The sequence below is a fragment of the Vagococcus elongatus genome, from assembly GCF_003987645.1.
Classification (GTDB): domain Bacteria; phylum Bacillota; class Bacilli; order Lactobacillales; family Vagococcaceae; genus Vagococcus_A; species Vagococcus_A elongatus.
Window position 1 is genome coordinate 96,980 of record NZ_NGKA01000006.1, and the last position, 24,951, is coordinate 121,930.

At 41.6% G+C, this 24,951-nt stretch carries 24 protein-coding genes and 1 pseudogene; 23 read left to right on the forward strand and 2 right to left on the reverse strand.

Annotated elements, in window-relative coordinates; genetic code table 11:
• Nucleotides 1–9: 9 nt before the first annotated feature.
• Nucleotides 10–372, reverse strand: a complete 363-nt coding sequence (locus CBF29_RS05340) for a hypothetical protein (protein WP_126808154.1) — start codon at nucleotides 370–372, stop codon at nucleotides 10–12.
• A gap of 502 nt (nucleotides 373–874) precedes the next feature.
• On the opposite strand from CBF29_RS05340, the pseudogene CBF29_RS13965 reads away from it, so the two are divergent.
• From CBF29_RS13965 to CBF29_RS05405, 14 genes and pseudogenes are all read left to right on the forward strand, one after another.
• A pseudogene (locus tag CBF29_RS13965) lies at nucleotides 875–1,531 on the forward strand (patatin-like phospholipase family protein); the annotation flags it as partial.
• A 747-nt stretch (nucleotides 1,532–2,278) separates the two neighbouring features.
• Nucleotides 2,279–2,497 carry a YdbC family protein gene (locus tag CBF29_RS13970; protein WP_245987278.1) on the forward strand — a complete coding sequence of 73 codons (219 nt, stop codon included), beginning with the start codon at nucleotides 2,279–2,281 and terminating at the stop codon, nucleotides 2,495–2,497.
• Nucleotides 2,498–2,516: 19 nt separating this feature from the next.
• Complete coding sequence (locus CBF29_RS05350; protein ID WP_126808159.1) at nucleotides 2,517–3,401, forward strand: YicC/YloC family endoribonuclease; 885 nt, start codon at nucleotides 2,517–2,519, stop codon at nucleotides 3,399–3,401.
• 105 nt (nucleotides 3,402–3,506) lie between these two features.
• A complete protein-coding gene (gmk, locus tag CBF29_RS05355) occupies nucleotides 3,507–4,121 on the forward strand; it encodes a guanylate kinase (RefSeq protein ID WP_126808161.1) in 615 nt (204 codons plus the stop codon).
• A 3-nt stretch (nucleotides 4,122–4,124) separates the two neighbouring features.
• Nucleotides 4,125–4,424 (forward strand): DNA-directed RNA polymerase subunit omega, encoded by a 300-nt coding sequence (rpoZ, locus tag CBF29_RS05360; protein ID WP_126808163.1) that lies wholly within the window; start codon nucleotides 4,125–4,127, stop codon nucleotides 4,422–4,424.
• A 108-nt stretch (nucleotides 4,425–4,532) separates the two neighbouring features.
• Nucleotides 4,533–6,956, forward strand: a complete 2,424-nt coding sequence (priA, locus tag CBF29_RS05365; protein ID WP_126808166.1) for a primosomal protein N' — start codon at nucleotides 4,533–4,535, stop codon at nucleotides 6,954–6,956.
• A 9-nt stretch (nucleotides 6,957–6,965) separates the two neighbouring features.
• Entirely contained in the window at nucleotides 6,966–7,457 is a 492-nt protein-coding gene (gene def, locus CBF29_RS05370; RefSeq protein ID WP_126808168.1) for a peptide deformylase, read from the forward strand.
• Nucleotides 7,450–8,391: a methionyl-tRNA formyltransferase gene (gene fmt, locus CBF29_RS05375; RefSeq protein ID WP_126808170.1), complete on the forward strand. Its 942-nt coding sequence runs from the start codon at nucleotides 7,450–7,452 to the stop codon at nucleotides 8,389–8,391. Before def ends, fmt begins: the two co-directional genes overlap by 8 nt.
• Nucleotides 8,391–9,758, forward strand: a complete 1,368-nt coding sequence (gene rsmB, locus CBF29_RS05380; protein WP_126808173.1) for a 16S rRNA (cytosine(967)-C(5))-methyltransferase RsmB — start codon at nucleotides 8,391–8,393, stop codon at nucleotides 9,756–9,758. Before fmt ends, rsmB begins: the two co-directional genes overlap by 1 nt.
• A 25-nt stretch (nucleotides 9,759–9,783) precedes the next feature.
• Nucleotides 9,784–10,539, forward strand: a complete 756-nt coding sequence (locus CBF29_RS05385; protein ID WP_126808175.1) for a Stp1/IreP family PP2C-type Ser/Thr phosphatase — start codon at nucleotides 9,784–9,786, stop codon at nucleotides 10,537–10,539.
• Nucleotides 10,532–12,370 carry a Stk1 family PASTA domain-containing Ser/Thr kinase gene (gene pknB / locus CBF29_RS05390; RefSeq protein WP_126808177.1) on the forward strand — a complete coding sequence of 613 codons (1,839 nt, stop codon included), beginning with the start codon at nucleotides 10,532–10,534 and terminating at the stop codon, nucleotides 12,368–12,370. Before CBF29_RS05385 ends, pknB begins: the two co-directional genes overlap by 8 nt.
• A 105-nt stretch (nucleotides 12,371–12,475) precedes the next feature.
• Entirely contained in the window at nucleotides 12,476–13,381 is a 906-nt protein-coding gene (rsgA, locus tag CBF29_RS05395) for a ribosome small subunit-dependent GTPase A (protein ID WP_126808180.1), read from the forward strand.
• 17 nt (nucleotides 13,382–13,398) lie between these two features.
• On the forward strand, nucleotides 13,399–14,049 hold the full coding sequence (gene rpe / locus CBF29_RS05400) for a ribulose-phosphate 3-epimerase (RefSeq protein WP_126808182.1): 651 nt from the start codon (nucleotides 13,399–13,401) through the stop codon (nucleotides 14,047–14,049).
• Nucleotides 14,050–14,712 (forward strand): thiamine diphosphokinase, encoded by a 663-nt coding sequence (locus CBF29_RS05405; protein ID WP_126808185.1) that lies wholly within the window; start codon nucleotides 14,050–14,052, stop codon nucleotides 14,710–14,712.
• Between the two features lie 35 nt (nucleotides 14,713–14,747).
• Here the strand turns inward: CBF29_RS05405 and rpmB are convergent, their stop codons facing one another.
• A complete protein-coding gene (rpmB, locus tag CBF29_RS05410; RefSeq protein ID WP_126808188.1) occupies nucleotides 14,748–14,936 on the reverse strand; it encodes a 50S ribosomal protein L28 in 189 nt (62 codons plus the stop codon).
• A gap of 254 nt (nucleotides 14,937–15,190) precedes the next feature.
• Between rpmB and CBF29_RS05415 the strand changes: the two genes are divergently transcribed.
• The 9 genes from CBF29_RS05415 to CBF29_RS05455 all read left to right on the forward strand — a co-directional run bounded on the left by CBF29_RS05415 (nucleotide 15,191) and on the right by CBF29_RS05455 (nucleotide 24,940).
• On the forward strand, nucleotides 15,191–15,553 hold the full coding sequence (locus CBF29_RS05415; protein ID WP_126808190.1) for an Asp23/Gls24 family envelope stress response protein: 363 nt from the start codon (nucleotides 15,191–15,193) through the stop codon (nucleotides 15,551–15,553).
• Between the two features lie 37 nt (nucleotides 15,554–15,590).
• On the forward strand, nucleotides 15,591–17,267 hold the full coding sequence (locus tag CBF29_RS05420) for a DAK2 domain-containing protein (protein ID WP_126808193.1): 1,677 nt from the start codon (nucleotides 15,591–15,593) through the stop codon (nucleotides 17,265–17,267).
• A 66-nt stretch (nucleotides 17,268–17,333) separates the two neighbouring features.
• Entirely contained in the window at nucleotides 17,334–19,370 is a 2,037-nt protein-coding gene (gene recG, locus CBF29_RS05425) for an ATP-dependent DNA helicase RecG (protein WP_126808195.1), read from the forward strand.
• Nucleotides 19,371–19,495: 125 nt separating this feature from the next.
• Nucleotides 19,496–20,518, forward strand: coding sequence for a phosphate acyltransferase PlsX (plsX, locus tag CBF29_RS05430; RefSeq protein WP_126808209.1), 1,023 nt, complete (start codon nucleotides 19,496–19,498; stop codon nucleotides 20,516–20,518).
• Nucleotides 20,519–20,601: 83 nt separating this feature from the next.
• On the forward strand, nucleotides 20,602–20,841 hold the full coding sequence (gene acpP, locus CBF29_RS05435; protein WP_126808211.1) for an acyl carrier protein: 240 nt from the start codon (nucleotides 20,602–20,604) through the stop codon (nucleotides 20,839–20,841).
• Nucleotides 20,842–21,079: 238 nt separating this feature from the next.
• Complete coding sequence (locus tag CBF29_RS05440) at nucleotides 21,080–22,093, forward strand: ABC transporter ATP-binding protein (RefSeq protein ID WP_126808214.1); 1,014 nt, start codon at nucleotides 21,080–21,082, stop codon at nucleotides 22,091–22,093.
• A complete protein-coding gene (locus CBF29_RS05445; protein ID WP_126808216.1) occupies nucleotides 22,090–23,040 on the forward strand; it encodes an ATP-binding cassette domain-containing protein in 951 nt (316 codons plus the stop codon). The genes CBF29_RS05440 and CBF29_RS05445 overlap by 4 nt, the downstream gene beginning before the upstream one ends.
• Before the next feature lie 2 nt (nucleotides 23,041–23,042).
• Nucleotides 23,043–24,005, forward strand: a complete 963-nt coding sequence (gene opp4B / locus CBF29_RS05450; protein WP_126808218.1) for an oligopeptide ABC transporter permease — start codon at nucleotides 23,043–23,045, stop codon at nucleotides 24,003–24,005.
• Between the two features lie 29 nt (nucleotides 24,006–24,034).
• Nucleotides 24,035–24,940 carry an ABC transporter permease gene (locus CBF29_RS05455; RefSeq protein WP_126808221.1) on the forward strand — a complete coding sequence of 302 codons (906 nt, stop codon included), beginning with the start codon at nucleotides 24,035–24,037 and terminating at the stop codon, nucleotides 24,938–24,940.
• Nucleotides 24,941–24,951 lie beyond the last annotated feature (11 nt).

Consider the following 24,951-nt stretch of genomic DNA (forward strand, 5'->3'; position numbering starts at 1 on the left):
ATTTTCGACTTATTTTGCCATTTTTTTATGTGAGTGTCCCATAATGCTGACCTTTTTTATTTGATCCATGGGAATCATTTTTATTTCATTCGTATCTTTTGATACAAGCACCACGACGTCAGAATTATTTTTATTTTCTCTGACTTTACCGTAAAGAGTTTCAAAGGGGCCGTTTGGATGGTCTTCCAAAACAATTTGCAACACAACCATATTGTTTTGCGAGATTGCCTGCCGAATAAGAGTTTTCTTCTTCTCCTTCTCTTTCTTCTGCGCTAAAGAGTCATCGAGAAAAGAAGCCAAAAAACGCTGAGAAGAATCGGAAATAATTTTTGTGAAATTTTTCATCGGATTGCGTTTACTTTTATTTTCCATAGGGACTCCCTCCAATCTTTCACCATGTGTTACTATTATACAAAAAACACAAAGACAAAGCAACATTTCAATTTTTTTGAACTCTAATAGCTTTATAATAAAGTGAAGAGCAGGAAAACTTAGTTTATAAAAAGGCTAAAAAGATGACGGTCAAAGGAAAGGATGTGAGCAGATGAAATCTTATGAAATTATACCTCTCTATCAGTCAACGGTTGGGGAACTTTTGGGATTTTTAGAGCAAGCAGCCTTTTTATTGCCTTTGGAAGAATCATTGAACAATAGTAAAAAAAATTGGCTGACAGCCTACTTTCATGATGCTGGTGGTTCCTCTTCGTATCATCTTGTGACAAAAAACAATCATATCCTGTTGGCTTTTCGAATCGAAGAAGAGCAACAATCAGGTCGGGTTACAAGTGTTTTGGTGAGAAGGCAAGAGAAGTTAAGCATCCAAAGTGTGCTGGATTTACTGATCAATGGTGCTAAAAAACAGTTTATGGAAAGAATGAGCCTTTCTTTACTGGAAAACAATCATTATATTGATGAGCTTTTGCAGGCCAACGGTTTTGAAAAACAAGGATTGCTATATACCAATGATTTGAGCTATCATACTGGGTTGGTTTTAGCTGGCGGAGGAGCAAAGGGAGCTTATCAAATCGGTGTCTGGCAAGCGCTGATGGAACACGGGGTCGATTTTCAGATAATCTCAGGAACTTCCGTGGGAGCTTTGAATGGCGGTTTGGTTTTGCAGGGGGACTTAAAAGCCGCACAGGAAATGTGGCAAAAAATCGAAACCAGAAAAATTTTAGATTTTCCTATGAAGGAAGACACTGCTATCCGTTCGCCGGATAGATTACTGGAGGAAATGCAAAATTTTGCCTTTTCTGCGCTGACCAATAAAGGCGTAAGCAGCAAGCCTTTAAGAGATTTGGTCGGACAGTTGCTTAACACCCAACAATTACTTGCTTCTGAAAAAAAGTTGTTCTTATGTACGACAAAAATGAAAAATTTAGTCGAAGTCGTGATAGATATCAAGGATGTGCCAGAAGCACAACTGATTGACTGGCTGCTTGCCTCTGCCTCCTTTTATCCAGCCATGGAAGCAACAGAAATTGAGGGGGAATTTTATGTTGATGGAGGGTATCGAAACAATATCCCGATAGATGTAGCAATCAATCGAGGAGCGACCGAGTTGATTATTGTGGACATTTCTGGTCCGGGGTTTGCTAAAAATACTTCTATTCCCCTTAAAACGGCAACGCATCTGTTGAAGAGTCGCTGGCCTTTAGGGACTGTCTTGCTGTTTGATAGCGGGCGCTCCCAGTTGAATATCCAGCTAGGCTATCTAGAAACAAAAAAAATGTTGGGAGAATATTCTGGCAGCTGGTACACGTTCAGTGATTCGACGGCTAGCGGTGCAGTGGTCCGTTACAATCAATTATTGATGCGCAAAGTGCTGACACCTGAGCAAATAAAAATTCTTTCTCATGAGTTTATAGATGAAGTCAGCGAAAAAATCCGTAAACTATACCATGACAGGGTATCCGTTCACACATGGTTGTTTGCTATTTTAGAGTTGCTTGGGGAAGCTTTTGATTTGCCCCCTAGTAAATGTTACACTTTGGAGTCATTCATTGATGGTATTTTAACAGCTTACGAAGGGAGACCGTCCTACGATGCCGAAATGTCTTATGAAGACATGTTGTTATCTCCCATAGAATGGATTCAAAAATATTTGGAGAAAACACCGGTGATTGGTGATGAAGCACAGCTGTTCTTATTGCTGCAATATTTCCTTGAAGAGCGGATTACCACAGAAGTTTGGAAAATCGGGATGAAACTCCATCCAGTAATCGTGCTGATGGCACAAATGTTAAGTTGTTTGATTAAAGAAAAGGAAGTGAACGAAATGGCACAAGAATTTAAATTCGAGATTGTTGAAGAGATTGCCGTGTTGTCTGAAAATGCCAAAGGCTGGCGCAAAGAGCTGAATTTGGTGAGTTGGAACGAGCGTCCGGCTAAGTTTGATTTAAGAGATTGGGCTCCCGGCCATGAAAAGATGGGCAAAGGAATCACATTGTCTAACGAAGAATTTGATGCTTTAAAGCAAGCCATGCTTGATATGTAGAGAAGGAGGCCCTGTCAAAATGAAAAGTATGACTGGTTTTGGGAAAAGTCAGCTAGTAAAAGATGGTTATCATTTAGAAATAGAACTCAAATCCGTAAATAATCGTTTTCTGGATTGTCAGTTTCGGATGCCGCGGGAATTCCAACAATTTGAGCATCGCCTAAAAAATATTGTGAATAAAAAAATCCAGCGTGGTAGAGTAGAATGTTCGATTTATTTTATCAATCAACGAGAAGATCAAAAGAAAGTCCAGATTCAATGGGGGTTGTTGGATGACATCATCTCCCAGCTTTGGCAAGCCAAGGAGACTCGTTACAAAGAGGTGGCTTTTGATCCGGAGCAAATACTTTCTGCCATAGCTACCCGTGAGGATTTCTTTGAAGTTATAGAAAACCGGGAAATGACGGAAGACTTGATCAATTATCTGGAAGAATCATTTGAAGAAGCAGTCACACAGTTGGATGCTTCCCGTCAAAAAGAAGGGGAGGAAATTCGTCAGGTCTTAGTTGACTACTTCCATGATTTTTCTCGACAAGTGAGCAGCGTAAGCAAGCTGACACCTGAGATTGAGGAAGATCACCGCTTGAGACTAGAAAACAAATTGATGACCGAAGTCGGTCGTGAGTATGATGAACAGCGTCTGTTGACAGAAATCACGCTTTTAATCGACCGAGGGGATATTCATGAAGAATTGGATCGTTTAAATATACATCAGCAAAAAGTGGCAGAACTGCTGGAAAAAGCAACACCTATCGGCCGAGAATTAGATTTCCTTCTGCAGGAGATGAACCGTGAAGTTAATACCATTGGATCAAAATCAACGAATATGTCTATTAAAAATGCTGTAGTCCAAATGAAGACAATTCTAGAAAAAATCAGGGAACAGATTCAAAATGTCGAATAGACGACAGAAGCAAAAAGATGAAAAATTTATCATAACCCTTGCAGTCAGTTGGAATTTAGCGTAGTATGATGAGATAAGTAATCGAAAAGTGAAAGGGAAGACAGCATGCCGGAAAAAGGGTTATTATTCATACTATCCGGCCCATCTGGTGTAGGCAAAGGAACAGTTCGAAAAGCGCTGTTTGAATCAGAAGGGATCGGTTTAAAATATTCAGTCTCTATGACGACACGACATCAGCGCAAGGGAGAAGTAGAAGGAGTAGATTACTTTTTCCGTACGAAAGAGGAGTTCGAGGCGCTGATCGCTCAGGGCAAGATGCTGGAATATGCTGAATATGTTGGGAATTATTACGGAACGCCGTTGGATTATGTCAAAAAAACGCTGGCGGATGGCTATGACGTTTTCTTGGAAATAGAAGTTCAAGGGGCGATGAAAGTAAAAGAGAAAGTACCAGAGGGTATTTTTATTTTTTTAACTCCCCCGGACTTAAAAGAGCTGAAGTCGCGCATTGTTGGACGCGGGACAGATGATCTTTCAGTTATAGAAGAGCGTATGAAAGTTTCTCAGCAGGAAATTGAAATGATGAGTCACTATGACTATGCAGTGGTGAACGATCAAATCGATTCAGCAGTCAGCAAGATTCGCTGTATTATTGAAAGTGAGCACTGCCGGATTGCCAACGTATTAGGCAGCTATGAAGAAATGATAAAGGAGTGGTAGTTTATGATGTTGAAACCATCGATTGATGCTTTGTTAGAAAAAATCGATTCTAAATATTCACTGGTGATTTTAGCCAGCAAGAGAGCCCACGAATTAGAATCAGGGGCAACCCCGATGAAAGAGGAATTTTATTCTGTGAAGCGTGTGGGACAGGCTTTGGAGGAAATCGTCGAAGGAGACGTTGTCGTCGATCCAAACCCAGAGTTAAAACGGGCGTTGATACGTCAAAAGGAAGAACAGCGCTTGGCTGAAAAAAATCGCGAGCGGGCTGAATTAGAAGCAAAACTTAGAGAAGAAAGATAAAACGTTGAACAGAGCAAACGGAGAGTTTGTTCTGTTTTCTTTCGTTTAGGAGACAAACGCTATTTTTTTTAGTAAAATGAAACTGTGAAGAAAGAAAGGATGGAGGAAATGACGGATGTTGCGGAAGTAATTGTGGATGTGCCGACCATGCAGACAGATATACCCTTCACTTATCTTGTTCCTCCTGAGTTGCAACAGGTGATCCAAGCAGGAATGCGGGTGGTCGTGCCTTTTGGCAACAGCAATCGAAAAGTTCAAGGGTTTGTCTTAAATGTCAAAAACATCGATGAAAAGACGCAAGAATTTGAATTAAAGGCTATTGACCGTGTGATGGATATTTCTCCCGTGCTTAATCAAGAGATGTTAGCTTTGGCAGAAGAAATGAGTCAGACGACGATGTCCTTTAAAATTACTTGCTTGCAGACCATGCTTCCAAGCGTGATGAAAACTTCTTATGAAAAATATTTTGTTTTGATTGATGAAGTCTCCGAAGACATTCAATTTGATGTGTTCAAAGGGTTGCATGAAATTAGTTGGACGGAGGCTGAGGCGCAAGGGCATCTGCCTTTGTTAACCAGACTGAGAAATGAAGATAAAATAGAAGTTCGCTACGAAGTTCTAAAACGTAATAAAATAAAAACCAAAAGAGGATTTGTTTCCCTGTTGGATTTTGAGCAAGTAGAAGAAGTCCGAGCGGGAATCAGAGCCAATGCCCATCAGCAGCAATGTCTGCTGGCAGTCTTGCAGACGCTGCAAGATAAGACAATGCTTTATCAAGAGGCTCAGAAAAATTACGGACTGACTCCTGGGACGATTCGCAGTGCAGCAGAAAAAAAATGGCTGCAAATCGTCGATGTGGAAGTTCAGCGGGACCCTTATGCCAACCATGAGTTCAAAGAAACGTCAGCCGAACAACTGAACGATGAGCAGCAGACGGCTTGTGACGAAATGGTTCATGCAATGGATGACAATCAGGCCACAACATTTCTGCTTCAGGGGATTACCGGCAGCGGCAAAACTGAAGTTTACCTTCAAGTGATTGCTCACGCGTTGGACCAAGGGAAAACAGGGATTTTGCTCGTGCCGGAAATTTCTCTGACACCTCAAACTGTGAGACGTTTTAAAGAGCGTTTTGGTGAAGAAGTAGCAGTGCTCCATAGCGGTTTATCAGAAGGAGAACGCTACGATGAGTGGCGGAAAATAGAAAAAAAACAAGCCCATGTGGTAGTAGGGGCACGTTCAGCAATTTTTGCCCCCTTAGAAAACATCGGTGTTATTGTGGTCGATGAGGAACATGAAGGCAGTTATAAACAAGAGGAGAGTCCAAGATACCACGCTAGAGATATAGCGATTTGGCGAGGGGAGTATCACGGTTGTCCTGTCGTTTTGGGCAGTGCGACCCCTTCTTTGGAATCAAGGGCCCGTGCTCAAAAAAAAGTGTATCGTCATTTGCAGTTGACAAAACGGGCTTCTTCGGAAGCGCAGTTGCCGGATACCACAGTGATTGACATGCGTCACGTCATTGCCAAGGGGAAGATGCAAACATTTTCTCCCCAGTTGTTGGAACGAATGACAGAAAAATTAGCTCGAGAAGAACAAATCGTTTTGCTTTTAAATCGCAGGGGCTACTCATCATTTATTATGTGTCGTGATTGTGGCTATGTTCATACTTGTCCGAACTGTGATATATCACTGACACTCCATATGGACAGTTATGCCATGAAATGCCACTACTGTGGGCATGAAGAAGCTATTCCTAAAATTTGCCCTGAATGTCACAGTAATAAAATCCGTTATTATGGAACGGGGACACAAAAAGTAGAAGAAGAGTTGCAGACGTTATTTCCGGATACGGGTATTATCCGAATGGACGTGGACACTACGAGAAGAAAAGGTGCTCACGAAAAATTGCTGGATACCTTCGGCAGACACGAGGCTTCCATTTTATTGGGGACTCAGATGATTGCCAAGGGACTGGATTTTCCTAATGTTACCCTTGTAGGTGTGCTCAATGCGGATACGGCTTTAAATCTGCCTGATTTTCGTTCCAGCGAAAAAACTTTTCAATTGTTGACCCAAGTCAGCGGCCGGGCAGGCCGAGGAGACAAACCGGGAGAGGTATTGATTCAGACGTTTAATCCTGAGCATTATGCGATTCAGCTGGCTAAGAAACATGATTATGAAAGTTTTTATCAAACAGAGATGGTGGCAAGACATCAAGGGAATTACCCGCCGTTTTTCTTTACTGTGCAAATTGTCGGCAGCCACGAAGAAGAAATCACCGTGGCAAAAAAAATGTATGAAATAGCGGAACAGCTGGTCCAATCAGTTTCCGACAAGACAATTGTTTTAGGGCCGACACCTAAAGCTGTGATGCGAGTAAATAATCGTTATTTTTATCAAATCGTGATTAAATATAAATTTGAATCAGAATTGATGACTGTGCTAAAAAAAATATTAAATGAAAGTCAACAGGAGATTCAGCGGGGCCTAAAGCTAACCATTGACATGGAGCCGTTGAATTTTATCTAGAGGAGAAAAATGATTTATCCCATAATTTTATATCCAGACAGACTGCTTATGACAGTCTCTGAAGAAGTTACTGAAATCACTGACGAGTTGATTGCTATGCTGGATAATATGCAACAGACGATGAAAGCTCATGACGGTGTCGGTTTGGCGGCACCGCAAATCGGGAAAAGATTGCAAGTTGCCGTGATTCAATTAGATGACGAAGAAGTCTTGGAATTGATCAATCCGATAATTATTGAAGAGTCAGGGGAGTCGATAGATGTGGAAGCTTGCCTCAGCATCCCTGACCAATACGGTACGGTTTCCCGTGCCCAACAAGTTGTGCTGCGTTACTTTGACCGGCAAGGGCTGGAATATGAGATGGAAGCCAGTGATTATTTGGCGCGGATTATCCAGCACGAAATAGATCATCTCAATGGCAAAGTTTTTATCGACAAAATAATCCAACGGTTTACCCGTGAAGAAGCAGAAAAATACATGGAGGAGAAACAGGATGACTAAAATAGTTTTTATGGGGACACCGTCTTTTTCGGTCCCTATTTTAGAAGGGCTGTTGTCTCAGAATTATGAGATACTGGCTGTGGTGACTCAACCTGACCGTCCCGTGGGCAGAAAAAAAATATTGACACAGCCGCCGGTCAAAGAAGCGGCATTAAAACACGGCATAGAAGTGTTGCAGCCTGAAAAATTATCCGACTCAAAAGAGATGGCTCGGGTTTTAGAATTAAAACCAGACGTGATCGTCACTGCAGCCTTTGGCCAATTTTTGCCGGAAAAGCTGCTTTATGCTCCAACATTTGGCTCTGTCAATGTCCACGCCTCTCTTTTACCTAAATATCGGGGAGGTGCGCCAGTTCATTATGCGATCATCAACGGAGAAAAAGAAACAGGGGTCACGATCATGCGGATGGTCCGACAAATGGATGCCGGAGATATTTTGACCCAACAAGCTGTGCCGATAGAAGCGACTGACAACGTGGGAACCATGTTTGATAAGTTGAGTGTAGTTGGGAAAGATCTGCTGTTAGACACGCTGCCGCTGATTTTTGATCAGAAAATTACGCCAACACCGCAAGTAGAGGAACAAGCGACCTATGCCCCTAATATTTCTCGGGAAGATGAGAAAATCAACTGGGAAAAAACTGCTTCGGAAGTCGATTGTCAGGTGAGAGGGATGTATCCTTGGCCTATTGCTTACACGACTTATGATGGTCAGCGCTGGAAAATCATTGCCGGAAGAGCAAGCGATAAACAAACGACGAAATCAGCCGGGGAAATAACAGCACTGTCGAAAGATGGGATTGATGTGGCAGCTGGGAATAACACTGTCTATGAAATTTTGGAGTTGCAGCCAGCTGGCAAAGGTGCCCTGACTGCACGAGAGTTTCTGAATGGTGTGGGACGAAAGCTGACTATTGGAGAGAAGTTGATTTAATGGCTAAAAAGAAAAAAATTAGTGCACATATCAAGCATAATCCGCGTTTTGTTGCGATGCAGCTACTTGTTAAAGTCGCTGAACAACAAGCATATTCTAATCTATTAATCGATCAAGGAATCAGAGAGGGAAACCTGAGCTCAAAGGACGGGCGGTTGATGACCGAGATTGTTTATGGTACAATCAGCCGAAAAATAACATTGGAATATTATTTACATCCTTTTATTAAAAAGGCTAAAACAATCGATCCTTGGGTGAAACAGTTGTTGCTGCTTTCTCTTTATCAACTTTGTTTTTTAGATCGGGTACCAGAGCATGCCATTGTCAATGATGCAGTAGAGATTGGCAAGCTATACGGCAATCCCGGCATCGGTAAATTTATCAATGGTGTTTTGCGGACGATTTTAAGAAGCTCTCTGCCGAAAACTGAAGAAATAAAAGATAAAAGTGAAAGATTATCCACCGAGTTGAGCTTGCCGGTCTGGTTGATAGACAAGTTGATAGAGATACTGGGCGAAACAGAAACTATCAAGTTGGGGGAGTCTTTATTTCAGCCAAGTCGTGCCAGTGCCCGTATCAATAAAAAGCAATTAACCCGTGAAAAAGGTATAGAAATGCTGACTCAGGAAGGCTACGATGTTGCAGCCAGTAGCATCTCCCCAGTCGGTATTGTTGGGAAAAGCGGATTTTTAGCTGGGAGCAACTTATTTAAGACGGGTGCAATGGCGATTCAAGACGAGAGTTCGATGCTCGTAGCCCCCGGTTTGGACATTCAAGCTGATCACTTAGTATTGGATGCTTGTGCCGCACCAGGAGGCAAGACAACACATATCGCTCAATATCTTGAGGCAGAAAAAGGTGGAAAAGTGATTGCTTTGGATATTCACCAGCATAAAACAAAGTTGATTGAGGAAAATAGTCAACGACAGAGGGTCGCTGATGTCGTGGAAATCAGGCAACTTGACGCCAGAAAAGTCCCAGAAACTTTTTCAGATGAAAGCTTTGACAGAATTTTGGTGGATGCCCCTTGTTCCGGACTTGGACTCTTGAGGCGAAAACCTGATATTAAATACAGTAAAACATTGGCGGATTTTGAAAAATTACCTCAAATCCAGCTTGAAATTTTAGAAAGTGTTGCCAAAAAGGTAAAACAATGGGGTATAATAACATATAGTACGTGTACAATCTTACCGGAAGAAAACGAGAAAGTAATCCAGACCTTTATTGCAAACCATCCGGAGTTTGAGATGACAGCAGTAAAAGGTGCAGAGCAATTCGCAAAAAATTCTAATGGCTACGTGACATTGTATCCACATGAGTACGGTACGGATGGCTTTTTTATCTGTAATATTCAACGTCGCAGGTAGGCAACTGTAAAGTAAGAGGTGTAATATGAAAATCGAGTTTCAAACTGATGTAGGGAAAAGAAGAACAACTAATCAGGATTCAGTCGGTATTTTTTATAATCAAGAACAGATTCGTCTGGCTATTGTCGCTGACGGAATGGGCGGGCATCAGGCAGGGGATATCGCCAGCCAGTTGACCGTGTCGGATTTGGGAAATATTTGGCGAGAAACAAGTATGACGGATCAGGAAGAGGTTATCAGATGGCTATTGGAAAATATCCAGCGGCTCAATGAAAAAATCTTCGAAGAAGGTCAAGTGAATCCTAGACAGACAGGCATGGGAACAACGATTGTTGCTGCTGTTTTGTTAGGCACGACCGTTGTTTTAGCAAATGTGGGGGACAGCCGTTCTTATTTGATACGCCAAGAAACCATCAAACAAGTAACAGAAGATCATTCTCTAGTGAATGAACTGGTCAAGACCGGTGAAATCACGGAGGAAATGGCGCTGACTCACCCAAGAAAAAATGTTCTGGTACGTTCTTTGGGAATTCCAGGCACTGTTGAAATTGATGTCACTAGTTTTGAACTGTTGGAAGGAGACAGATTATTACTTTGTACCGATGGACTGAGTAATATGGTCTCAGATGACACGATACTCGCTATTGTTTCGCAAGCTGATGATATAAAGCAAGCAGTCGATACGTTGATAAAGCAAGCCAATGAAGCTGGCGGCAGGGATAATATTACTGTTCTGTTGGTAGATTACGAAAGAAAAGCAGGTGAACAGGCCCATGGTTGAAATAGGTGATATGATAAATGGCCGATATAAAGTCATTGGAAACGTCGGCAGCGGCGGCATGGCCAATGTTTTTTTGGCACATGATCTGATTTTGGATCGTGACGTAGCCGTTAAAGTGCTGCGCTTTGACTTTTTGGATGATAAAGCAGCTATCCGCCGTTTTCAGCGTGAAGCTTTAGCATCTTCAGAATTAGTGCACCCAAACATTGTCGGCGTCTACGATGTCGGTGAAGAAAATGGCAGACAGTATTTAGTTATGGAGTATGTCAAAGGAACTGATTTAAAAAAATATATTCAGCACAATTATCCGATCCCTTTGGAAAATGTCGTCATCATCATGCGTCAGATTCTTGCGGCAATTTCGTTGGCCCATGAACATCGGATTATCCACCGAGATTTGAAACCACAGAATATTCTGATGGATGAAGAGGGCAACGTAAAAATTGCTGATTTCGGGATAGCGATTGCTTTGTCAGAAACATCGCTGACTCAGACAAATACGCTGCTTGGTTCAGTGCATTATCTATCTCCAGAGCAAGCCAGAGGAAGCATGGCTACCCGTCAGTCAGATATTTATGCTTTGGGTATTATCTTATATGAGCTTTTATCTGGTTCCGTACCTTTTGAAGGAGAATCTGCCGTTTCAATTGCATTGAAACATTTTCAAGCAGAGATTCCTTCGGTCAGGGAACTTAACCCGGCGATTCCCCAAGCGTTGGAGAACGTCATCTTAAAGGCAACGACAAAAGAAGCGGCTGACCGATATGTTTCTGCAGATGAAATGGCTAATGATATTGCAACGAGTCTTTCGCCGGGCAGAGCGAATGAGCCGCGGTTTGAACCTCAATCAATGATTGAAGAAACCAAAGTATTGACGCCAATCACTACCGGAGATATGCCGGAAGAGTTCCATGCAATGGAACAGACCCCTGCTTCGCCAGAAGATTCTCTTGAGAAACAGGAAGACGAAAAAAATCTCAAAAAGATTCAGAAGAAAAAGAAACGGGCAAAGTTTTGGGTGCTGGGTATCGGCGTCGTTATCTTGGCAGTCGTCAGCTTTCTTATATTTGCCCCCCGGTCAGAAGCTGTGCCGGATGTAGCAGGAAAAACAGTGGAGGATGCGCGGCAAGCGCTAGAGGATAAAGGGTTTAAAGTTGCCGATGAAATCGAGGAAGAGCCTAGTGATACCGTAGAGGAAGGTTATGTGATCAAAACCAATCCGGTAGCGGACAGCAAAGTCAGTAAGAGTAAAGAAATCACACTGATTGTCAGCACAGGCGCGGATTTGGTTGAAATTAGCGACTACGTGGGTATGACCTTTGAAGCAGCGAGACGAGATTTGATAGAATTAGGCTTCAAACGAGAGAATATCACCAAAGTTGAAGAAGAAGATGCAGATTTTGATGCCGGTCAGGTTTTTTCTCAGGATCCTGCTGCGGGTTCTAAAATAGGGAAAGACCGGAAAATCACTTTGAAAGTCAGCAAGGGACAAACAAAGGTCACGCTCAAAGACCTAACAGGCTGGTCTCAAGCGGAAGCTATTGCCTATCTAAATGACAATGGCTTAACTTATTCTATTCAGGAAGTTAACTCAGAAACTGTTGCATTCGGCAACGTTGTCAGAACCTCTCCCAATGCTGGTACTGAACTGGTAAAAGGAAACAATGTGACACTGATTATTTCCTTAGGGCCACCGCCAGCACCGCAACCGGAGCCGTCGGAGAGTAAAGAACCTGAAACCAAACCTGACCCAGAGCCTAAGCCAGACCCAACAGATGAGAATAAAGAAGATCCGCCTGATAAAAATGAGGGCGATGGGGCTGGGAATTAAAAGATAGAAACTGTTAGTTTTAAGCTGACAGTTTCTTTTTCTTTGTAAAAAAGAGTATGTTATACTTGAACTGTTAGTGAGAATAATTGCCAACATAAAGGAGGAATTTGTTTGTCAAGAGGGCAGATCAGAAAAGCTTTAAGCGGGTTTTATTACGTATATTCTGAAGGAGAAACCTATCAGACACGTGCGCGGGGAAACTTTAGAAATAAAAATATCACACCTCTTGTAGGTGATGATGTGATTTTTAAAAGTGACTCGACAACGGACGGCTATTTACTTGAAATCTTACCTAGAAAAAATGAGTTGATTCGTCCCCCGGTAGCCAATATCGATCAGGCAGTGCTTATTGTCAGTTGCGTGGAACCCGATTTTTCTGCCAATCTTTTAGACCGATTTTTAGTTTATTTGGAGTACCAGCAGATCACGCCCATCATATATATGACAAAAACGGATTTGTTAGATAACATCTTATATCAGGAAATAGAAGAAATTTGCCGCTATTATCAGAAAATCGGTTACGATGTTTTGCTTCCTAAATTTCAAGATCCTGACTCTCTTTTAGGAGAGCTTGAAAGATATTTCCCGGAGAATATCACCGTTTTTATGGGGCAAACTGGTGCTGGAAAATCTACCTTGATCAACAAAATTTCACCTGAATTAGCTTTAGAAACGGGAGAGATTTCCCAATCTCTGGGCCGAGGGAAGCATACAACAAGACATGTGGAATTTATTCCGTTATTGGACGGTTTGGTAGGAGATACTCCCGGTTTCAGCGCGCTTGATTTACCGGACATGGAGTTAAGCGAGCTATCGAAACAGTTTATTGAGATGAACCGGGCCAGTGAATTTTGCAAATTCCGTGAATGCCGCCATCTTCATGAACCCTCTTGTGAAGTAAAAAAACAAGTGGAGCAGGGAGAAATTTCTGAAAGTCGTTATAAAAATTATTTACAAATGTTGGATGAATTAGAAAATAGAAAACCCGTCTACGGTCGAAGTAAAAATTAATGAGGAGGATGAGTGAGATGAAAATTGCACCGTCGATTTTAAGTGCAGATTTTGCAAATTTAGAAAGAGATGTAGTGATGGTTGAAGAAGCGGGAGCTGACTATATACATATTGATGTGATGGATGGTCAGTTTGTTCCTAATATTACCTTAGGCCCTAATATCGTGGCAGCCTTGAGACCTGTGACAAAATTACCCTTAGATGTGCATCTGATGATTGTGGAACCTGAAAGGTACATAGAAGACTTCGCCAAGGCAGGAGCAGACTTTATTGTGATTCATGCTGAAAGCACCAATCATTTACACCGAGGAGTTCAGCAAATCAAATCCCTTGGAGTGAAGGCTGGTGTGGTGATCAATCCGGGCACGCCCGTTTGTGCCATCGAACCTGTTTTATCAATGGTAGATATGGTATTGATTATGACTGTTAATCCGGGATTCGGCGGGCAATCTTTTATACCTGAAACCCTAGAGAAGGTTAAAGAAATAGCGGAGTTGAAAAAAACTAAAGGCTACGTCTATGAAATAGAGGTAGATGGCGGCGTGACAGATGAAACGATCAAGAGCTGTGCAGAAGCCGGAGCCGATGTTTTCGTAGCAGGTTCTTATGTTTATGCCAGTGATGATCCGGCAGGACAGATTCAAAAATTAAAGGATGCGCTCAAATAAATGACTCAAGTAATCTTAGCAGCAGGAGGGCCGCCCGAGTTGTGGCCTGACATAAAAAATGAGTTTTTTTCTTCTTCGATTTGGGTGGGAGTCGATCGTGGCACATGGCATTTGCTGGAACAAGGCATTATTCCTGACATGGCCGTAGGGGATTTTGATTCACTGACAAAAGAAGAGTTAGAAACGGTGGAGAAAAGTGTTGCTACGATTCATTATGCCCAGCCGGAAAAGGATTTTACCGACACCGAGTTGGGGGTACACAAAACTTTTATTGCATATCCTGAGGCTTCGCTGAAAATTATCGGTGCCACTGGAGGACGTTTGGACCATTTGCTGTCAAATTTGTGGCTGCCGTTTAATTCGGTATTAGCTCCTTATACATCCCAGATATCTATTTTAGACAGGCAGAACAGTCTTTCTTATTTTCTGCCCGGCGAATACGTCATCGAAAAAGAATCGGACAAAAAATATTTAGCATTTGTGTGTTTGACGGAAGTCGAGGACTTGACTTTGTACGATACCAAATATCACCTGACCAATCAGTATGTTCCTCGTCCCATCAGTTACGCCAGCAACGAGTTTACCGGAGAGACTGCCCGATTTTCTTTTAGCAAAGGGATAGTTGTCGTGATTCAAAGTAAAGACGATAAAAAAAACTGTTAGCATTGACTGCCAACAGTTTTTTACTTTATTAAAAATTAAACACGCTCAACTTTACCTGATTTCAAAGCACGAGTTGAAACCCAAACTTTCTTAGGCTTACCATCCACTAAAATACGAACTTTTTGCAGATTAGGTTTCCAAGTACGTTTAGATGCGTTCAGTGCATGAGAACGAGAGTTGCCAGTTCTGGTTTTGCGTCCTGTAATATAACATTCTTTTGCCATGTTCCTTCCTCCTTTGCTTTGATCTCGGAGCGATTATCGACTAGCTCATACTAGAATAATTTATCATAAACTAGGAGTGAATGCAAGTGGAAAAGATGGATACTAGATGAAACTTTCAAGTAAATTTTTCAAAAATTCAGCGAAAGTTTAAAATAGTTTCACTTAGACAAGCGGGTTAACCTTTTAAATTAACACGTACTATGATAAAATAATGTAAGAAAATGGCCTTTTGTGCCCTAAGGAGGATTAGTTTTATGGCTGTAAAAATTAATACACAAGCAGGAACCATTGAAATTAGCAATGATGTGATTGCCACTGTTGTGGGAGGTGCAGCAACAGATATCTATGGTATCGTTGGTATGGCTAGTAAACATCAAATTAAAGATAATTTAAGTGATATCCTTCGTAAAGAGAACTACTCACGAGGAGTAGTCGTGCGCCAAGAAGAAAATGGTGTAGCAGTAGATGTGTACACAATTATCAGTTACGGGACAAAAATTTCTGAAGTTTGTCGAAATGTTCAGGAAAAAGTGAAATACAATTTGGAAACGATGTTGGGAATCACTGCAAATTCAGTGAACGTTTTTGTTCAGGATGTACGTGTACTGCCAGACTAGTTGTCGAATCAATGGAATCTCAAGGAGGATTATTCAAGTGGAAATCAAACAAATCAACAGTGGGCAGTTTCAGGCGATGGTTAGAGCAGGGTCTGTTCGGTTGGAACAAAATGCAGAATATGTCAATTCATTGAACGTATTCCCTGTACCCGATGGAGACACGGGAACTAATATGAATTTATCTATGACCAGCGGCGCAAAGGCCGTGACAAACTCAGTGTCTGAGCATGTGGGAGAGCTGTCCCAGTTGTTGTCAAAAGGACTTTTGATGGGTGCCAGAGGGAACTCAGGAGTCATTTTATCTCAGTTATTCAGAGGGTTTTCAAAAGCAGTGAAAGAAGAAAAGACTTTAAACAGTCAGCAATTTGCTGCTGGGTTTGCTAATGGGGTAGAAACAGCTTATAAGGCCGTCATGAAGCCGGTAGAAGGAACAATCTTGACCGTTGCCCGTGAAAGTGCCCGAGCAGGGATCAAAAAATCTCAGAAAACAGATGACTGTGTGGCAGTGATGGAAGAAGTCGTTAGATCTGCCAAGAAGTCATTAGAGAGAACACCGGAGTTGCTGCCAGTGCTAAAAGAAGTTGGCGTAGTAGACAGTGGCGGGCAAGGACTGGTCTTTATTTATGAAGGCTTTTTAGAAGCACTCTCTGGAAAAGTTGCTGAATTTCCAGTTTATCAGCCAAGTCAGGCAGAAATGACAGAAATGGTCAATGCTGAACACCATCGAAGTGTAGCGGGACATGTTTCGACTGACGAGATAACTTACGGTTATTGTACTGAAATCATGGTAAAGATCGGCGAAGGCGAAACTGTCGACAGCGAGTTTGATTATGATACTTTTCGTAATTATTTAAGCGGCCTAGGAGATTCTTTATTAGTGGTTGCTGACGATGAAGTGATAAAAGTCCATGTGCATACAGAGTATCCAGGTGAAGTGATGAATTACGGTCAAAAATTTGGTTCATTGCTAAAAATCAAAGTTGATAATATGCGTTTGCAACATGAAACGATTTTAGAAGCAGATCAGGAAAATGCCCAACAAAAACCGCAGACTCGCAAACCGTATGGTGTGATTGCAGTTGCAGCGGGTGAAGGGGTGCAGGAGCTGTTCAAAAGCTTAGGTGCACATTATGTTATCAGCGGTGGACAAACGATGAATCCAAGCACAGAGGACATTGTGAAAGCCATTGAAGAAGGGCATGCTGAGAAAGTCATTATTTTACCTAATAATAAAAATATATTTATGGCTGCAGATCAGGCAGCAGAAGTCAGCGATGTCCCTGCTGTTGTGATTCCTGCCAAAACAATTTCTCAGGGAATGACAGCCATGCTTGGATTTAATGATCAGCTGTCTCTTGAAGAAAATCAAGAAGCAATGACTGAAATGCTGGACGAAGTTATCAGCGGTCAGCTAACCACTGCTATCAGAGACACAACAATAAATGGTCTGGAAATTCATAAAGACGAATTTATCGGTATGGTTGACGGGGACATTGTCGTATCGGCATCCGACCGTCTTGAAGCTGCTGTAGATACGATTAAAAATATGCTGACGGAGGATAGCGAAATCGTCACCATTATTTTCGGGGAAGAGGCAGTCGCTGCTGAAGCTAATCAAATCAAAGAGCGTATCGAATCTTTGAATGATGAGTTGGAGGTTGAGATTCATCAAGGAGACCAGCCTGTTTATCCATACTTGTTTTCAGTAGAATAGGTGTTGTCAAAAAAGCCAAAGCCAAACATTTTGTTTGGCTTTTTTAAATTAATGAGGTGAGTCAGAGTGAAAAGTTTGCAAGACAGTGTAATCGTGCTTCCGGGAGTGGGGCCAAAAAGACTGGAACATCTGAATAATTTAGGTATCTATACCATAGAAGACTTACTGACATACTTTCCTTTCCGCTACAATGATTTTCAGGTACGCTCCATTGAAAATATTGCTGATCAGGAAAAAGTGGTGCTAAAAGGTCAGGCGATTACAGAAGCAGTAGTTTCTCACTACGGCTACCGAAAAAATCGCTTGAATTTTAAAATGCTGCAAGACCATGCGGTTATCAATGTCACTTTTTTTAATCAGCATTATCTGCAAAAACAAGTTGTTCAGGGAGAAGATATTGCAGTTTTTGGAAAATGGGATGATAAAAGGAAGTCTTTGACCGGCATAAAAATTTTAAGTTCAGGCAATCAGGAAGACGAGTTTTCTCCCATCTATCATGTGAATAAACATATCCGTCAACGGACGCTGGTAGACTTGATCGGAAAAGGATTGGATGAGTATCAAGAGCTGATCGAAGAGTGGCTGCCGGAGAGTCTCATTCAGAAATATCATTTTTTGGGGAGAAAAGAAGCTGTAAAAGAAATGCATTTTCCCCAAGATATGGCAATGAACGAAGAAGCCAGAAGACGAATTATCTTTGACGAATTTTTTGAATTTCAGATGCGGATGCAGGAATTGCGGTATCAAGAAAAAATTTTATCCCAAGGGCTGGAGATTTTATATGACGTGGAGCAATTAAAAGCATTTATTGCTGCGCTGCCTTTTGAGTTAACGAATGCTCAAAAGCAAGTGACAAATGATATTTGCCGTGATTTAAGAAGTCCCCTTCATATGCACCGCCTGCTGCAAGGAGATGTGGGAAGCGGAAAAACAGTGGTGGCAGCGATCATACTCTTTGCGGCAGTTTCTGCCGGTTATCAGGGAGCGTTGATGGTACCTACAGAAATTTTAGCAGAACAGCACTTCATCAGCTTGGTAAAATTATTTGAAACATTTGATGTCAAAATTGCTTTATTGACAGGTTCGACGAAAGCAAAGGAACGTCGGGAAATATTAGCTGATTTGGCAAGCCATCAGCTAGACATTATCATCGGTACCCACGCGCTGATTCAAGAAGGTGTGAATTTTCATAAACTTGGTTTGGTAATTACAGATGAGCAGCATCGCTTTGGGGTCAATCAGAGGAAATTACTGCGGGAAAAAGGAGACAATCCTGATGTTTTGTTTATGACTGCCACGCCGATTCCCCGGACATTGGCGATAACCGCTTATGGAGAGATGGATGTGTCCATCATTGACGAATTGCCCGCCGGCAGAATCCCCATCGTGACGAGATGGGTCAGACCCAAGCAGCTGGAAACAGTATTGGAATGGTCAAAAAAAGAGCTTCAAAAAGGGCATCAAATTTATGTCATCTGTCCTTTGATTGAGGAGTCGGAAGCTTTGGATTTGAAAAATGCCGAAGAAACCTATGCACTGCTCGATCACTTTTTTGCACCTGATTATCAAGTAGGACTGCTTCATGGACGGATGAAAGCAAATGAAAAAGAAACCATTATGGAGAACTTTAAAAATAAGTCTTTAGATATACTGGTTTCAACGACGGTCATCGAGGTGGGCGTGGACGTTCCCAATGCAACAATCATGCTCATCATGGATGCGGATCGTTTCGGACTGGCGCAGCTCCATCAGCTAAGAGGACGAGTAGGCAGAGGGAGCAAAGCATCTTACTGTGTGCTGGTCGCAGACCCAAAAAACGATACGGGTGTCGAACGGATGAAGATTATGACAGAAACAAACGATGGTTTTGTTTTAAGTCAAAAAGATTTGGAAATGCGCGGACCGGGAGAGTTTTTCGGCGTGAGACAATCAGGCATCCCTCAATTTCTGGTGGGTGATATCGTCGCTGATTTTAATATGCTTGAACTGGCACGGCAAGAAGCGGTGGCTATTTGGCAAGAAGAGCAGTGGCAGCAGCAACCTGAAAATCATGGGCTTTCAGAATATCTGGAAAGACATCAAGGACAATCTGAGTTTGATTGATAAGCAGGGAATAAAAATTATGTTATAATATTATAGGTTGAATCAAAGACTTCTTTAAGACTCATTGCTTATGATTTTCTGAGCTGCTTAAAGAGACATAAACCGTTACGAAAAGGAGTGACACTATGAGAATAGCAGTTGATGCCATGGGCGGGGACTATGCACCCAAGGCAATCGTAGAAGGCGTCATGCTGGCGAAGAAAGAATTTCCTGACATTGAATTTCAGTTGTACGGAAAAGAATCTGAGATAAAAAAATATGTGACAGATGAGCATAATATCAAAGTCATTCATACTGATGAAAAAATCGAGAGTGACGATGAACCGGTCAGAGCCATTAGGAGAAAAAAAGAAGCATCCATGGTTTTGGCAGCAAAGGCAGTCAAAGATGGTGAAGCAGATGCCGTTTTTTCTGCTGGGAATACAGGGGCGCTACTTGCAGCAGGCTTGTTTATCGTAGGGCGTATCCCTAACGTAGAGCGTCCGGGACTGATGTCTACTTTGCCTACGTTTGATGAGAAGAAGCAAGGCTTCGATTTTATCGATATGGGAGCGAATGCGGACAATAAACCGGAGCATATCCTGCAGTTTGGAATCATGGCTTCTCATTATGCAGAAAACGTCAGGAAAATCGCCAATCCTCGGGTAGGTTTGCTGAATAACGGCAGTGAGGAATCCAAAGGTAGCGAACTGACAAAAGCTTCATTTGAACTTTTAGCCAATGAAAAAAGTATCAATTTTATCGGCAACGTGGAAGCTCGGGATATTTTAAGCGGTGTGGCTGATGTTATCGTCACAGACGGTTTTACTGGTAATGCAGTTCTTAAATCCATCGAAGGTACCGCACTGAATATCATGTCCGTATTAAAATCTTCTATTTTAGATTCAGGTGCAAAGGGTAAACTAGGAGCAGTTTTATTAAAAGATGCCTTGAAAAATGTGAAGAATGGTTTGGATTATTCCAGCTATGGCGGCGCAGTTTTATTCGGACTTAAAGCACCGGTGGTGAAGACACACGGTAGTACAGGACCTGAAGCTGTGGCCTATACGATTCGCCAAATCTCAGTGATGCTTGAAACAAAAATCACAGATGGTTTGATTGAATTCTATGCCGAAAGAAAAAAATCAGAAAACAGCAATTCTATTTAGACTGCTATAGACAAAATGCTGAAAAGTAAGTACAATAAGTTTTGAATGACATACCAACACAGATAATTTGGAGGTGACAGGATTTGACACGTGAAGAAGTATTTGAAAAGGTGCAAGGAATTATCTTGAAACATTTTGATATCGAAAAAGATAAAGTCATAGAAAGTTTGAGTATCAAAGATGATTTGGAAGCCGACTCTATAAAAATCATGGAGTTCGTTCTAGAATTAGAAGATGAATTTGGAACAGAAATATCGGACGAAGATGCTGAAAAAATTGAAACAGTTGGTGCAGCTGTTAACTATATAACGACTCATTTATAATAAAATGAAACAGATGATTATTATTGCCATGCAAAATAATTATCTGTTTTTCTTAAATGAGAAATCAATGAAATATTCATGTGTAATCGTATTTAGTTGATTGAAAATAGACTATATATTAAGTATAATCATAAGATACTGGGGAATTTTATATAAAAAAAGACGGTCTTTTTTTGAAACAAAAGAATTACAAGCGTCACTAACATGCGATTAAGAAACATTGAAAGAGGGGTATTATATGAGTAAAGAGGAGCAGCTGCTCGAAGTCCGAAATCTGCATACTGGATTTCGAATCAAAGATACTTTTTACGATGCTGTAGACAATGTTTCTCTGACGTTAGACAAAAATGAAATTTTAGCTATTGTTGGAGAATCCGGCTCTGGTAAGAGTACGTTAGCCACTACTATTATGGGGCTACACAATCCTATAAATACCAAGTCGACAGGACAAGTAATATATAAGGATTTAAATTTGCTGGAGTTTAATGAAACACTGTACAACAAAATTAGAGGAAATGACATTGGGATGATTTTTCAAGATCCATTGTCAGCGTTGAATCCTTTGATGAGAGTCGGCGATCAAATTGCTGAAGCACTTATCTATCACACTGATTTTAATAAAAAGCAAAGAGAAGAGCGGGTCATTGAGTTGCTCAATCAAGTAGGGATTCCAAATGCCCAGCGAGTGGCAAAACAATACCCTCACGAACTTTCCGGAGGTATGCGCCAACGTGTCATTATTGCGATTGCAATTTCATGCAAACCGCCAATCATTATTGCCGATGAACCAACCACAGCTTTGGATGTGACCATTCAGGCACAGATTTTGGACTTATTAAAAGATTTACAAAAAGAAACTGGCTCAGGTATTATTCTAATCACCCATGATTTGGCAGTGGTTGCAGAAATGGCAGATCGTGTCGCTGTGATGTACGCAGGGGAAATTGTGGAAACAGCTCCTGTAGCAGAACTCTTCGGAAATCCTAAACATCCTTACACTCGCTCACTGTTGAATTCTATTCCCCAAGAAGACTCGCCTGATGAAGACTTGCATGTGATCGAAGGTCTTGTTCCTTCACTGGCGCAGATGCCGAAATCTGGCTGCCGATTTGCTGCCCGCATTCCTTGGATAGCAGCTGAAGCCCATGAAGAACATCCTGAACTTCATGAAGTGGCACCGGGACATCTCGTCCGCTGTACTTGCTATCAACACTTTCATTTTAGGGATGAAGAAGAAGGAGAAGTGCTATGAGTGAATTACTGAGACTAAACGATTTGAAAATACACTATCCTATTAGAAGCGGATTCTTCAACCGAATTACTGACTATGTCTATGCAGTAGACGGCGTGACACTGACTCTTGAACGAGGGAAGACTTACGGACTGATTGGAGAATCAGGTTCAGGAAAGTCAACCATCGGAAAGTCAGTAGTTGGGTTAGAGAAGGTCACTAGCGGAGAAGTTGTTTATGAAGGCAACGACGTCACTAAGCGTTCTGTAAGAAAAGCGACAAAGTATAATCAAGATGTTCAAATGATTTTTCAGGATTCCATGTCCAGTTTGAATCCTAAAAAACGGGTCATTGACATTATCGCAGAACCTATCAGAAACTTTGAAAATCTGACAGATTTGGAAGAAAAAAAACGTGTACAAGAGATGCTTGATATCGTTGGGATGCCCACCGACTCGCTTTATAAATATCCCCATGAGTTTTCCGGGGGACAGCGTCAGCGTCTAGGAGTTGCGCGAGCAGTAGCAACCAGTCCTAAGCTGATTGTAGCTGATGAACCTGTGTCGGCTCTTGATTTGTCTGTGCAGGCACAAGTGCTTAACTTTATGAAACATATTCAGCAGCAGTATGATTTAAGCTATTTATTTATTTCTCATGACCTTGGGGTAGTCAAGTACATGTGCGACAATTTGGCCATCATGCACAAGGGACGATTTGTTGAAGTCGGGACACGTGAAGACATTTATACTAACCCTCAACATATCTACACTAAGCGTTTGCTTTCGGCAATTCCAAAAATTGATGTGGAAAATCGAGAACAACATAAAGCTCAGCGACGTGCAGTTGAACTAGAATATCAGGATTTGATTAGCGACTACTATGATGAAAATGGTCGAGTCTATGATTTGCAAGATATTTCCTCAACTCATAAAGCAGCTGTGATTCATCGTGAAAGTGAGGGAGTGTAATCATGTGGAAAACAATTTTACGAAGAGTTATTTTGATGATTCCTCAAATCATTATTTTGAGTATGTTTATTTTTGCCTTAGCGAAGGCGATGCCTGGAGACCCTTTTACAGGACTAATTACACCAAACACTGACCCTAACCGAATCGAGGAACTTCGGGAAGAAGCAGGGCTAAACGATCCTTGGCCGACTCAATATGTCAACTGGGTGAAGAAAGCCGTCAAAGGGGACTTTGGTGTGAGTTACGTCAAAAAAATGCCGGTTTCAAGAGTTATTGCAGACAAAGCAGTCAACACGATTTGGCTTTCCACCTTTGCGTTGATACTGACCTATGCTATTGCCTTACCTTTCGGGATGCTGGCGGGGAGGTACCAAAATTCGTTCTTCGACCGTTTTGTCGTTGCCTATAACTATATCAGTTTTGCTGTACCGCCCTTTGTATTATCCTTGCTGATGATGTACGCCTTTGGTTATAAGCTTGCTTGGTTCCCGACAAATGGCTCAGGAACAGTGGGCATACCTCACGGGACGCTGGAGTTTTATGTGGATAAATTCCAACATATTATTTTACCAGCCATTACGCAGGCATTATTGGCGACAGCGGTCACGATTCAGTACTTGAGAACAGAAGTAATCGATTCTAAAGGTTTGGATTATGTCAAGACCGCTCGCTCAAAAGGTGTACCAGAAGGAAAAGTCTACACGCGGCATATTTTCAGAAATGCTTCATTACCAGTAGCTTCCACCTTTGGATACGAGATTACCGGTCTGATCGGCGGCTCGATTTTTATTGAAACGATCTTTGGTTATCCCGGTATTGGGAAGTTGTTTATCGATTCTTTAAACGGACGTGATTATAGTGTAATCACAGCCCTTGTTTTGATTCTTGGTATTGCTACGTTGGTTGGCACTCTGTTGTCCGATATTATTTTAAGTATCGTTGATCCGCGAATCAGGATACAATAAACGAGTTGAAATCAGGAAGGGTGAAAAGAATGGCGGAAGTGACTCCGAGTGAGAAGCAGCAATTAAGTGAAAGCACGGTCCCAATGGGATTTAACGTTATTGTTAGAGAATTCAAGAAAGATAAAGTAGCAATTTCTTCATTAGTTATCATTATCGTTCTTCTGTCGATTGCTTTTATAGGTTCGGCGATAATTGATACGAGAGAGCTGATGAAAGTAGATATTTTGAATCAGTATGCCAATCCCAGCAGTCAGCATTGGTTGGGAACCGACATTTCCGGTCGGGACGTTTTTGGGGAATTGATCGTTGGAGCAAAAAACTCGATTTTGATAGGTTTCAGTATTACAATCATAACATCTATCGTCGGTGTTTCAGTAGGGATTATCTCCGGCTATTACGGCGGGATTGTTGATAATATTTTGATGAGAATCGTCGACTTTGTGATGATTTTGCCGATGCAGATGTTAATCATCGTTTTTGTCACAATTATTCCAAAGTATAATATCTTTTCTTTTGTGACAATCATGAGTGCTTTTTATTGGGTAGGTAAAGCCCGCTTGTTTAGAAGTAAAACATTGTCAGAAGGTAGAAAAGACTATGTAAGTGCGTCGAAGACACTAGGCACAGGCGATATAAAAATCATGTTTAGAGAAGTTATGCCCAATTTAAGTTCGTTGATTATTACGAATCTCACAATCAATTTTGCGGCAAATATCGGTATCGAAACCGGACTTAGCTTTTTAGGTTTTGGTTTGCCGTCAGATGTTCCAAGTTTGGGTACTTTGATCGGATTTGCAAAAGATTCTGATGTTTTAGTGAATAAAACATGGGTTTGGTTACCTGCATCATTGTTTGTATTAATAATGATGTTAAGTATAAATTATGTCGGTCAGGCGTTAGGGCGCTCGGCTGATGCAAAACAAAGATTGGGATAAGAAAGGGGAAA

Bases quoted from the DNA above. Each gene is read 5' to 3' on its own strand.
- gmk (WP_126808161.1), top strand. From the start codon at position 3,507: ATGCCGGAAAAAGGGTTATTATTCATACTATCCGGCCCATCTGGTGTA.
- CBF29_RS05440 (WP_126808214.1), top strand. From the start codon at position 21,080: ATGAGTAAAGAGGAGCAGCTGCTCGAAGTCCGAAATCTGCATACTGGA.
- CBF29_RS05445 (WP_126808216.1), top strand. From the start codon at position 22,090: ATGAGTGAATTACTGAGACTAAACGATTTGAAAATACACTATCCTATT.
- CBF29_RS05405 (WP_126808185.1), top strand. From the start codon at position 14,050: ATGACTCAAGTAATCTTAGCAGCAGGAGGGCCGCCCGAGTTGTGGCCT.
- rpe (WP_126808182.1), top strand. From the start codon at position 13,399: ATGAAAATTGCACCGTCGATTTTAAGTGCAGATTTTGCAAATTTAGAA.
- rsmB (WP_126808173.1), top strand. From the start codon at position 8,391: ATGGCTAAAAAGAAAAAAATTAGTGCACATATCAAGCATAATCCGCGT.
- plsX (WP_126808209.1), top strand. From the start codon at position 19,496: ATGAGAATAGCAGTTGATGCCATGGGCGGGGACTATGCACCCAAGGCA.
- def (WP_126808168.1), top strand. From the start codon at position 6,966: ATGATTTATCCCATAATTTTATATCCAGACAGACTGCTTATGACAGTC.
- CBF29_RS13970 (WP_245987278.1), top strand. From the start codon at position 2,279: ATGGCACAAGAATTTAAATTCGAGATTGTTGAAGAGATTGCCGTGTTG.
- pknB (WP_126808177.1), top strand. From the start codon at position 10,532: ATGGTTGAAATAGGTGATATGATAAATGGCCGATATAAAGTCATTGGA.
- CBF29_RS05340 (WP_126808154.1), bottom strand. From the start codon at position 372: ATGGAAAATAAAAGTAAACGCAATCCGATGAAAAATTTCACAAAAATT.
- priA (WP_126808166.1), top strand. From the start codon at position 4,533: ATGACGGATGTTGCGGAAGTAATTGTGGATGTGCCGACCATGCAGACA.
- rpmB (WP_126808188.1), bottom strand. From the start codon at position 14,936: ATGGCAAAAGAATGTTATATTACAGGACGCAAAACCAGAACTGGCAAC.
- fmt (WP_126808170.1), top strand. From the start codon at position 7,450: ATGACTAAAATAGTTTTTATGGGGACACCGTCTTTTTCGGTCCCTATT.
- CBF29_RS05385 (WP_126808175.1), top strand. From the start codon at position 9,784: ATGAAAATCGAGTTTCAAACTGATGTAGGGAAAAGAAGAACAACTAAT.
- opp4B (WP_126808218.1), top strand. From the start codon at position 23,043: ATGTGGAAAACAATTTTACGAAGAGTTATTTTGATGATTCCTCAAATC.
- CBF29_RS05455 (WP_126808221.1), top strand. From the start codon at position 24,035: ATGGCGGAAGTGACTCCGAGTGAGAAGCAGCAATTAAGTGAAAGCACG.
- CBF29_RS05415 (WP_126808190.1), top strand. From the start codon at position 15,191: ATGGCTGTAAAAATTAATACACAAGCAGGAACCATTGAAATTAGCAAT.
- rpoZ (WP_126808163.1), top strand. From the start codon at position 4,125: ATGATGTTGAAACCATCGATTGATGCTTTGTTAGAAAAAATCGATTCT.
- CBF29_RS05350 (WP_126808159.1), top strand. From the start codon at position 2,517: ATGAAAAGTATGACTGGTTTTGGGAAAAGTCAGCTAGTAAAAGATGGT.